The 10,201-nt window shown below is 71.1% G+C and carries 7 protein-coding genes and 2 tRNA genes; 4 read left to right on the forward strand and 5 right to left on the reverse strand.

The genetic code is table 11. The features are described from left to right. Positions 1-81: 81 nt before the first annotated feature. Both hisN and AB0K02_RS18565 read left to right on the forward strand, forming a co-directional pair. On the forward strand, positions 82-882 hold the full coding sequence (gene hisN / locus AB0K02_RS18560; protein ID WP_365993513.1) for a histidinol-phosphatase: 801 nt from the start codon (positions 82-84) through the stop codon (positions 880-882). Between the two features lie 168 nt (positions 883-1,050). Further along, positions 1,051-1,449, forward strand: a complete 399-nt coding sequence (locus tag AB0K02_RS18565; protein WP_365993514.1) for a CBS domain-containing protein — start codon at positions 1,051-1,053, stop codon at positions 1,447-1,449. A 104-nt stretch (positions 1,450-1,553) separates the two neighbouring features. On the opposite strand, the gene AB0K02_RS18570 is transcribed toward AB0K02_RS18565, so the two are convergent. Then, positions 1,554-3,005, reverse strand: coding sequence for a catalase (locus AB0K02_RS18570; RefSeq protein ID WP_365993515.1), 1,452 nt, complete (start codon positions 3,003-3,005; stop codon positions 1,554-1,556). A gap of 159 nt (positions 3,006-3,164) precedes the next feature. On the opposite strand from AB0K02_RS18570, the gene AB0K02_RS18575 reads away from it, so the two are divergent. After that, positions 3,165-3,581, forward strand: coding sequence for a Fur family transcriptional regulator (locus AB0K02_RS18575; protein WP_365993516.1), 417 nt, complete (start codon positions 3,165-3,167; stop codon positions 3,579-3,581). Positions 3,582-3,773: 192 nt separating this feature from the next. Here the strand turns inward: AB0K02_RS18575 and AB0K02_RS18580 are convergent. The 4 genes from AB0K02_RS18580 to AB0K02_RS18595 all read right to left on the reverse strand — a co-directional run bounded on the left by AB0K02_RS18580 (position 3,774) and on the right by AB0K02_RS18595 (position 9,389). Next, positions 3,774-3,847: transfer RNA gene (locus AB0K02_RS18580), tRNA-Met, on the reverse strand. Positions 3,848-3,936: 89 nt separating this feature from the next. Next, positions 3,937-6,171 (reverse strand): sel1 repeat family protein, encoded by a 2,235-nt coding sequence (locus AB0K02_RS18585; RefSeq protein WP_365993517.1) that lies wholly within the window; start codon positions 6,169-6,171, stop codon positions 3,937-3,939. Between the two features lie 214 nt (positions 6,172-6,385). Continuing rightward, a tRNA-Met gene (locus AB0K02_RS18590) sits at positions 6,386-6,459 on the reverse strand. Positions 6,460-6,500: 41 nt separating this feature from the next. Then, on the reverse strand, positions 6,501-9,389 hold the full coding sequence (locus AB0K02_RS18595) for a UPF0182 family protein (RefSeq protein ID WP_365993529.1): 2,889 nt from the start codon (positions 9,387-9,389) through the stop codon (positions 6,501-6,503). Between the two features lie 137 nt (positions 9,390-9,526). Between AB0K02_RS18595 and AB0K02_RS18600 the strand changes: the two genes are divergently transcribed. Next, entirely contained in the window at positions 9,527-10,105 is a 579-nt protein-coding gene (locus AB0K02_RS18600; RefSeq protein WP_365993518.1) for a PPA1309 family protein, read from the forward strand. The last annotated feature ends 96 nt before the right edge of the window (positions 10,106-10,201 follow it).

Raw genomic sequence — 10,201 nt, forward strand, 5'->3', positions numbered from 1 at the left:
TGTCAAGGGACCCGGCAGCGCGTCTGGTGGCCGCCCCTGCCGCCAGGGAACACCCTGGTCCTGCACCGATAGAGTGACGGCATGCCGGACTACCACGATGATCTGCGCCTCGCCCATGTCCTCGCGGACGCCGCCGACGCCACCACGATGGAGCGGTTCAAGGCCCTGGACCTCAAGGTCGAGACCAAGCCGGACATGACGCCGGTGAGCGAGGCCGACAAGGCTGCCGAGGAGCTGATCCGCGGCCAGCTCCAGCGGGCACGGCCGCGCGACGCGATCCTCGGCGAGGAGTACGGCATCGAGGGCACCGGTCCGCGGCGCTGGGTCGTCGACCCGATCGACGGCACCAAGAACTACGTGCGCGGCGTTCCGGTGTGGGCGACGCTCATCTCGCTGATGGAGGCGGGAGAGAGCGGCTTCGAGCCGGTGGTGGGCGTGGTGTCGGCCCCGGCGCTGGGCCGCCGCTGGTGGGCGGCGAAGGGCGCGGGCTCGTTCACCGGCCGCAGTCTGACGTCGGCGACGCGGATCCAGGTCTCGAAGGTGGAGCGGATGCAGGACGCGTCGTTCGCGTACTCGTCGCTGAGCGGCTGGGAGGAGCAGGGGCGCCTCGACGGGTTCCTGGACCTGACGCGGGCCTGCTGGCGCACCCGCGGCTACGGCGATTTCTGGTCGTACATGATGGTCGCCGAGGGATCGGTGGACGTCTGCGCCGAGCCGGAGCTGTCGCTGTGGGACATGGCGGCTCCCGCGATCGTGGTGCAGGAGGCGGGCGGTTCGTTCACCGGCCTCGACGGCACTCCGGGCCCGCACAGCGGCAACGCCGCCGCGTCGAACGGGCTGCTCCACCGCGAACTCCTGGGCTATCTGAACCAGCGGTACTGACCCGCTCGGCGCACGCCCGCGCCATCGGAGGCTTTCGTGCGCGGCCCAACATGCCGCGTACGCCCCCTTGCTGCCCGAGTTGGGGACTGCGACTCTGAGAGTCCCCCCACTTGTGAACTTGTGAATCGGTTCTCTAGCGACCGGTGCACCAAGGAGGTGGCTCCGTCCATGCTCGTCCGTGATGCCATGAGCACGGTGGTCCTCACCATCGGACCCGCACACACACTCCGCCAGGCGGCCAGTCTGATGGCCGCACGACGCGTCGGCGCGGCGGTCGTCCTCGACGGCGACCTGGGCCTCGGGATCCTCACCGAGCGCGACATCCTGAACTCGGTCGGCTCGGGCCAGAACCCGGACCTGGAGACCGCCGGAACCCACACCACCACCGACGTCGTGTTCGCCGCACCTTCCTGGACCCTGGAGGAGGCGGCCGGAGCAATGGCGCACGGCGGCTTCCGCCATCTGATCGTGACGGACAGCGGCGGCCCGGTGGGCATCGTCTCCGTCCGCGACATCATCCGCTGCTGGGCCCCGGCCAGGCGGCACGCGGGCTCGGTCGCCGGCTGACCGGAGAGCTCACCCGCACGAACGCACGGGCGCGACCGCATGCACACACGAGAGGGCCGGATCCCCCTGGACAGGGATCCGGCCCTCCGGCCACGACAAGCGGGTCAGCCGCGCAGGGCCTGGACCGCGGCCTCGAGCCGCTTGCCGAAGTCGCCGTCCGCCTGGCGGAAGTTGTCTATCGCACGCTCGGCGATGCCGTCGCGCGACACCTTGGCGATGAAGCCGGCGAGGTTGTCGATCAGACGGCCCTTCTCCTCCTCGGACATCAGGCGGTAGAGGTTGCCCGCCTGCACGAAGTCGTTGTCCTCGGCGTGGACGGGCGCCGGGTGGTCGCCGGTCGCACCGGTCACCGGGACCGGCTGCCACAGCGGGCGGTCGATCTGGTGCGGGCCGCCGAAGCTGTTGGGCTCGTAGTTCTTCGCACCCTTGTGACGGCCGTCGTACAGGAAGCCGTCACGGCTGTTCGTGCGCGCCTCGGTGGCGTGCGGGCGGTTCACCGGCAGGTGGTCGGCGTTGATGCCGACGCGGTAGCGGTGGGCGTCGCCGTACGCGAACAGGCGGCCCTGGAGCATCTTGTCCGGGGAAGGGCCGATGCCCGGCACGAAGTGGGCGGGGCTGAAGATGGACTGCTCGACCTCGGCGAAGACGTTCTCCGGGTTGCGGTTGAGCTCCAGCTTGCCGATCTCGATCGGCGGGTAGTCCTCGTGCGGCCACACCTTGGTGAGGTCGAACGGGTTGAAGCGGTAGGTCGCCGCCTCGGCCGCCGGCATGATCTGCACCTGCACGGTCCAGGTCGGGAAGTCGCCGCGCTCGATGGCCTCGCGCAGGTCGCGCTGGTGGGAGTCCGGGTCCTCACCGGCGAGCCTGTTGGCCTCTTCCTGGGTGAGGTTCTTGATGCCCTGGTCGGTCTTGAAGTGGTACTTGACCCAGAAGACCTCGCCGGCCTCGTTGTTCCACTGGTAGGTGTGGGAGCCGTAGCCGTTCATGTGGCGGTACGAGGCGGGGATGCCGCGGTCGCCGAACAGCCAGGTCACCTGGTGGGTGGACTCCGGCGACAGGCCCCAGAAGTCCCAGACGTTGTCCGCCTCCTGGCTGCCCGTGTACGGGTCGCGCTTCTGGGTGTGGATGAAGTCGGGGAACTTGATGGCGTCCTTGATGAAGAACACCGGGGTGTTGTTGCCGACGAGGTCGTAGTTGCCCTCTTCGGTGTAGAACTTCAGCGCCCAGCCGCGCGGGTCGCGGACCGCGTCCGCCGCGCCCAGGCTGCCCGCGACCGTCGAGAAGCGCAGGAACGTCTCCGTCTGCTTGCCGACCTCGGACAGGAACTTCGCGCGCGTCCACTGCGAGACGTCGCGGGTGAGCGTGAAGGTGCCGTACGCGCCGGCGCCGCGGGCGTGGACCACTCGCTCCGGGATGCGCTCACGGTTGAAGTGCGCGAGCTTCTCCAGCAGCAGCTGGTCCTGGACCAGTACAGGACCGCCGACGCCCGCCGTCTCGCTGTTCTGGTTGTCGGCGACCGGTGCTCCGGCCTCCGTGGTGAGCGGTCCCTGCGTCACGTGCGCCTCCTGCGTCGTTCTGCCCGTTGATCGAATTCGCACTGCCTGCCCTTGGTATGCGCTGGTCTCGATCCTACACTGGACTTTGTCCAAGTCAAGCAGACATCCAAAGTCACACCCGTTCGGGACACGGCCCCCTTCACTGTTAGGCTGGGTCCCATGAGTGACCTGTTGGAACGACTCCGCGGACGCGGCTGGCGCATGACCGCCCAGCGGCGCGTCGTGGCCGAGGTCCTCGACGGCGACCACGTCCACCTGACGGCCGACGAGGTCCACGCGCGCGCGGTGGAGCGCCTGCCCGAGATCTCCCGGGCCACCGTCTACAACACGCTGGGTGAGCTGGTCAGCCTCGGTGAGGTGCTCGAGGTGGCGACCGACCGCCGCGCCAAGCGCTACGACCCCAATGCCCACCGGCCCCACCAGCACCTGGTGTGCTCCCGGTGCGGCGCGATCCGCGACGTCCACCCGTCGGGCAACCCCCTGGCCGACCTCCCCGACTCGGAGCGCTTCGGCTTCACGATCTCCGACGTCGAGGTGACCTACCGCGGCACCTGCCCGAACTGCGCCGCCGCGTAAGCACGAAACCACCGAGAAGGGCCCCGACACGATCGTCGGGGCCCTTCTTCGTCAGGTCGAAGGCGGATCGGTCGCCGGTTCGGATCGGATCCGGGTGACCGGCGGTCCGGCGCGACTGTCGGCGGCGACGGGACCGAAGCGGCCGGACAAGACCGAAGGCCCGGATCTCGAGGATCCGGGCCTTCGCTTCAGTAGCGGGGACAGGATTTGAACCTGCGACCTCTGGGTTATGAGCCCAGCGAGCTACCGAGCTGCTCCACCCCGCGTCGGTGAACACCACCTTACGGGAACCCCGTGGACCAGAGCAAATCCCTTCCTTGCGGCCCCGCGGCCCCGCAGGCCCGCGGCCCCGCGCTTACGCGGTCAGCTCCTGGAGCAGCGCCTCGCGCAGCTTCGCCGCGCGCTCCGCGACCTCCACCGGCCCCAGCTCGACCGCCCTGGCGCACCAGCGCTGTCCCTCGGCGAGCTCGCCCCTGCGGGCGGCGAGCAGCGCGAGCCGCAGGGCGGCCCTGCCGTGGCCGGCCCGTGCCGCGCGGGTCCACCACAGGGCGGCCTCCCGCTCGCTGCCCTCACGGGCGAGGAGCAGCCCGAGGTTGAACGCGCCGCTGCGGCTGCCGGCCTCCGCGGCCTCGCGGTACCAGCGGGCCGCCTCGGCCATGTCGCCCCGGGCGGCGGCGAGCATGCCGACCCGCACCTGGGCGCGCAGGTGCCCCTGCTCCGCGGCCCGCTCGTACCACTCCTCGCACTCGCTCTTCTCCGCCATCGGCTCACCGAGGGCCGGCGGGCCCGGCGGCGGCCGGCGCGCGTCCAGCACCGTGGCGAGCCGGAACGCGGCCTCGGCGCTCCCGCCGCCCGCCGCGCACCGCAGGTGGCGCTCGGCGGCCTGTTCGTCGCCCTCCTTGAGCCGGGCGATGCCGACCTGGAGCGCGGCCTCGGTGTGACCGGCTGCCGCGGCCCGCTCGTACCAGGACAGCGCGGTGCGGTCGTCGTCCCGGCCGACGTGGAGGATGCCCAGGTTGAACGCCGCGTCGACGCTGCCCGCCTCGGCCGCCTTGGAGAACCAGGGCTCGGCTCCGGCGTGGTCCCCTGCCTGCAGGAGCAGGACGGCGAGCGCGTTGGCGGCCTCCCGGTGCCCGGCGTAGGCGGCGCGGCGGTACCACTGCTCGGCCTGGGCCGTGCGGTCCTGGGCGGCGCACAGCAGGCCGAGGTTGTACGCGCCGTTGACGTCGCCCGCGTCCATGGCGGCGCGGTACCAGCGCTCGGCGCTCTGCGCCTCGCCACGGGCGGCGTGCAGCGCGCCGAGGGCGTTCGCCGCGTTGCCGTCGCCGTCCTGGGCGGCTCGCAGCCACCACACGGCGGCGCTCTCCTCGTCGCCCGCGTCCCGCAGCAGGAACCCGAGCGCGCAGGCGGCCCGGGCCTCCCCGTCCTTCGCGGCCGTCAGGTACCAGCGGCCGGCCTCCTTCAGCTCGCCGCGCCTTTCGAGGATGGCGCCCAGATGCAGGGCGGCGCGCCGGTGCCCGCGCGCGGCCGCCTGCCGGTGCCACTGGACGGCCTCGTCGAGCAGACTCGGCTCCCGCTCGGCCTCGGGACGGGCGGCCTCGGCCTCGGCGAGCACGCGGAGCCCGGCATCCGTCTGCCAGACGGCCCCGCCGCCCCCAGCCACGTCGCCGCCCCGCTCGCCACCGCCCGCACGGACGCCGACGCCCGGGGTCCGCTCGCCCTGCGTTCCGCCGGGGGGCATGCCACGGCGCGTCCCGCCCGCCGCACGGGCGACCCCTTCGGCGCCCGTGCCGGAAACGCGGCGGCCGCCTCTCGTACCGCCCCCGGCTGATCCCTCCCGGCGCGCAGCCGATGCGGCACGGGACGGCGTGGCGGCCGGACCGAGCGGGCCGATGCCCTCACCCTTGCGCGCCTCCTCCGCGGCGCGGCGCTCCAGCGCCCTGGCCAGGCGGTACGCGGCCTCGCGGTGGCCCTGCTCGGCCGCCGTGCGCAGCCAGCGCTCGGCCCCGCCCTCGCCGCGGTGCTCCAGCAGATCGGCCAGCGCGTACGCCCCGAGGGCATGACCCTGCTCGGCGGACTGGCGCAGCCAGTACTCGGCGGCCGGTTCGTCGCCGCGTTCGCGGAAGTGCCGTCCGAGCGCGTGCGCGGCGGCCGCCGAACCGGCGACCGCGGCGATGCGCCACCAGCCGGCCGCCTCGTCCGCGTAGCCGCGCTGGTGCAGCAGCACGCCCAGGTTGTTGGCGGCCGCACGGTCGCCGTCGGCGGTCGCGCCGCGCAGATAGGGCTCGGCGCCGTCCAGATCCCCCCGGCGCAGCAGGAGTGCGCCGAGCACACTCATCGAGGCCGTGTCGCCGTGGTCCGCGGCGCTGCGGTGGCGCGCTTCGGCACCGGCGGCCTCCTCGGCGTCGACGTTCTCCGCGGCGTCGAGGCCGCTGGTCCTGACGACGTTGTCGACGCGGCCGGATGCGTTCACCGCGTCCGCCGCCTCGACGGCGTCGACGGGATGCGTCGCGTCCGCCGCGTTTCCGGCATGCGGCTGCACAAACCGCTCTGACTCCAACAGAGTTGCCCTGTCCCCCATAAATTCCATCGTCGCACCACCTGCAACCCGCGTACACCTGGTATACCGCAGCCAGTGAGGTCACTTCAGCGTTTTGTCGACTTGCCCACAGAGAGATAAGTCAAACACGCCCGTCCCCAACTCGCGCACTGCGGCGCGCACTTCCGGGAAGAACCCCCCGAAGGTGTCGGGTCAGCACGAAGAGGGCCCGGATCCTCAAGGATCCGGGCCCTCTTCATTCCAGTAGCGGGGACAGGATTTGAACCTGCGACCTCTGGGTTATGAGCCCAGCGAGCTACCGAGCTGCTCCACCCCGCGTCGTTGTGCCGTAAAGGTATCACGACGCGGGGCGGATCCCGTCAGCCGCCGCTGTCGGGCTCCTTCAGCCGGGCCTCGGCGTCCGCGGCCCGCTGGAGCGCCTCCTGCAGCGCTTCCTGCGACTTGCCGTAGGCCGCCCAGTCGCCACGCTTCATGGCCGCCTGGCCGTCCGAGTACGCCTTCTGCGCGTCCTGGATGGCGTCCTTGAGCGCCGCGTCGCCCGTGGCGGGCGGCTCGGTGGGCTGCGTCGGCGGCTCCCCGGGCTCGGTCGGCGGGGTGGTGGTCCCGTCGTCCGGTGCGCTCTCGCCGAACACCTGCGACAGCGCGCCGCCGAGATCGTCGGCGAAGCCGATGCGCTGGCCGTACACCACGGCCACCTTGCTCAGCAGGGGGAACTCCGAGCCGCGGCCCTGGGCGTAGATCGGCTCGACGTACAGGAAGCCGCTGTCCAGGGGAACGGTCAGCAAGTTGCCGTACTTGATGGTCGAGTCGGCGCCCTTGAGGTCGCGGACGAAGGTGGCGATGGGGTCGTGCCTGTTGAGCCGGCTCTGCACCTGCTCGGGACCGTCGACCTTGTCGTCCGTCACCCGCATCAGTCTGATCTTGCCGTAGTCGCGGCTCATGGCGTCGGCGTCGACCGCCATGAACGCCCGCAGGTTGGGCCGTCCGCTGGGGGTGAAGGTCGTCGTCAGCGCGAACTGCTGGCGCTCCTGCCCCGGCAGCTTGAGGGACAAGTAGTACGGCGGGACCGCGTTGCTGTCGGCCTTGGTGGGGTCGTTCGGCACCTGCCAGGCGTCACTCGCGTTGTAGAACGGAGCGGGCTCGGTGACGTGGTAGAGCGACAGCAGCTCACGCTGGACCTTGAACATGTCCTGCGGATACCGCAGATGGGCCTTCAGCTCGTCCGGGATCTCGGCCTTCGGCGTGACCGTGCCGGGGAACGCCTTCTTCCACGTCTTGAGGACCGGGTCCTTCTCGTCCCACTCGTACAGGGTCACCGTGCCGTCGTAGGCGTCGACCGTGGCCTTCACCGAATTCCGGATGTAGTTGACCTGGTTCTGCTGGGCGACCACCGCGCGCTGCCGGTCGGTCAGCGAGTCGGAGGTCGTCTCCCCGAGCGTCGTGCGGGACGCGTAGGGGTAGCCGTTGGTCGTGGTGTAGGCGTCGACGACCCACTGGATCCGCTTGCCCACGACCGCCGGGTAGGCGTCGCCGTCGATGGTCAGCCACGGGGCGACCGCTTCGACGCGCTCCTTGGGCGTGCGGTTGTAGAGGATCTTCGAACCGTCGCCGATCGCCCCCGAGTACAGGATCTGCGGCTCACTGAACGCCACGGCGTACGCCGCGCGGTTGAGCGGGCCGGAGAGGTCGATGCCGCCCTTGCCCGCGTAGCTCGTGGTGACCTGGCCGCCACCGTCCTTCTCGTAGTCGAGCTCCTTCTGGGGCCCGCCCACGATCGAGTACTGGGTGGTCTTCTCGCCGTAGTAGATCCGCTGCTCGTAGTCGCCGAGGCTGCCCTTGGAAGGGAGACCGGACTCGGTGAACTCCGGGGCGCCGCCGGTGCCCCTGGCCGTGTCCGTGCCCTTGGCGGCGACGGCGCCGTAGCCGTGGGTGTACGTGAAGTGGTCGTTGATCCAGTTGCGCTTGTCGACGCCCTGGAGGTTGAGCTCACGCAGACCGATGACGGTGTCCTGGCCCTTGTACCGGTCGATGTCCAGCGTGGAGGGGAACTGGTAGTACTTCCGCTCCTGCTCCAGCTGCTGGAACGTGGGCGAGACGATGTTGGGGTCGTTTATGCGGTAGCTGGCCGCCGAATCGGCGTCCGCGCGCTGCTTCTGCGCGTCCTTGATCTGTCCGCGGCCCGAGTAGTCCGTCGGCTTCACGCCGTCGATGCCGTACGCCGTGCGCGTCGCCTCGATGTTCTTGCGGATGTACTCGGCTTCCTTGGCCTGCTCGTTCGGCTGGACCTGGAACTTCTGCACGATCGCCGGGTAGAGCCCGCCGATCAGGATCGCGGAGAGCACCATGAGCCCGAAGCCGATCACCGGCAGCTGCCAGGTCCGGCGCCAGAGCGTGGCGAAGAAGAGCACGGCGCAGATCACCGCGATACAGAACAGGATCGTCTTGGCCGGCAGATACGCGTTGGCGTCGACGTAGCGCAGGCCCGTCCAGTTGCTCGTGGCCTTGAAGTCGCTGGACTTCACCGCGAGCCCGTACCGGTCGAGCCAGTACGCCACGGCCTTGAGCGCCACGAACAGTCCCAGCAGGACCGACAGGTGGCCGGTGGCGGCGCCGGTCGCCCGCGCGCCGGGGCTGGTGATCCGCAGCCCGCCGTACAGGTAGTGGGTCAGGGCGGCGGCGATCAGGGACAGCACGACGGCCGCGAAGCCGAAGCCGAGCAGGAAGCGGTACCACGGCAGGTCGAACGCGTAGAACGCCACATCCATCTTGAACTGCGGGTCCTTCTGGCCGAAGGGCACGCCGTTCACCCACATCAGCCACGTCCGCCACTGGCTGGTGGCGGAGGCGCCGGCGATCAGCCCGACCAGGGCGGTGATCGCGAGGAGCACCCACTTCTTGTAGGGGGCGATGCCCATGCGGTACCGGTCGAGGCTCTGCTGCTCCAGCGACATCGCGCTGAGCGGCGGCCGCAGCCGGTGGGCCAGCCAGATGTTCACGCCGACGGCCGCTGCCATGAGCAGGCCGAAGACGGCGAACAGTCCGATCTTGGTCCACAGGGTGGTCGTGAAGACGGAGGAGTACCTGACGGAGCGGTACCAGAGCCAGTCGGTCCAGAACCCGGAGAACATGACGAACACCATGGCCAAAACGGCCAGGACGCCCAGTGTCATGAGCAGGGTGCGGACGCGCCGGGACGGCCGGCCCACTCTCATCCGTGGCCCGGTCGGGCCTCCGCCGCGGTCCGGCATCTGGAAAGCCAACGTGCGCACCTCGAAGTTCGCGGTCGTGTGAATCGGGCCCCGCGATCGTAGAGCCCCACTGATGCAACTGACCGAGGCTTTGCCTAGTTCCCGTCGCGAGGCAGGAAGGAGGCAGGATATTGACCATGTCCAACGCTTCTTCCCCCGCCCCCGACAACCAGCCCCCTTCGGGCCCGATCGCCGCGAGCCCGCTCACCCGGGCCGTGCTCGAGATCGACGAGTACGCCGCCACGCTCGGCTGGGACCAGCCGGCCCGGCTGTTCGCCCTCGTCGACACCGCTCAGCTGCGTTCCCAGGAGCCGGGTCTGGCCGCCCAGCTCGGCCTCGACGAGGGCGACGCGGCCGCCCCGCTCACCCTGATCGAGCAGGACGAGATCCCGGCCGGCACCCCGCTCGACGAGTTCCTCGGCACGATCGCCTGGCCGGACGCGGTCGCCGGCTGCGCGCTGACGGTGGAGCGCCTGATGCTGCCGCCGTCCGCCGAGGCCTCCGTTCCGGACGGCCTCGACGAGGCGTCCCTGACCAAGTGGGTCGCCTCGCACCCGGACCGCCAGGAGGTCCGGATGACCGTGGCCGTGCTCCGCGACGGGGCCCGGGAGTCGGCCCTGCGCCTGCGCGAGAAGGACTCGCCGAACGAGGTGCTCACCGGCGGCGGCCTGGTGCCGGGCCTGGCCGAGGCCCTGTCGGCGACGTTCGAGGACTGATCCGGGGCCGAAGGTCCGGACGCGGCGAGGGCGCCGCTGACGCGCGGGTCGCTCCGCGCGTGAGCCGCGCCCCCGCGCCCGGTGTCCCGCCCCCCC

Origin of the sequence: Streptomyces sp. NPDC049597 (assembly GCF_040675505.1) — a bacterium.
In the GTDB taxonomy this organism is placed as follows: Bacteria; Actinomycetota; Actinomycetes; order Streptomycetales; family Streptomycetaceae; genus Streptomyces.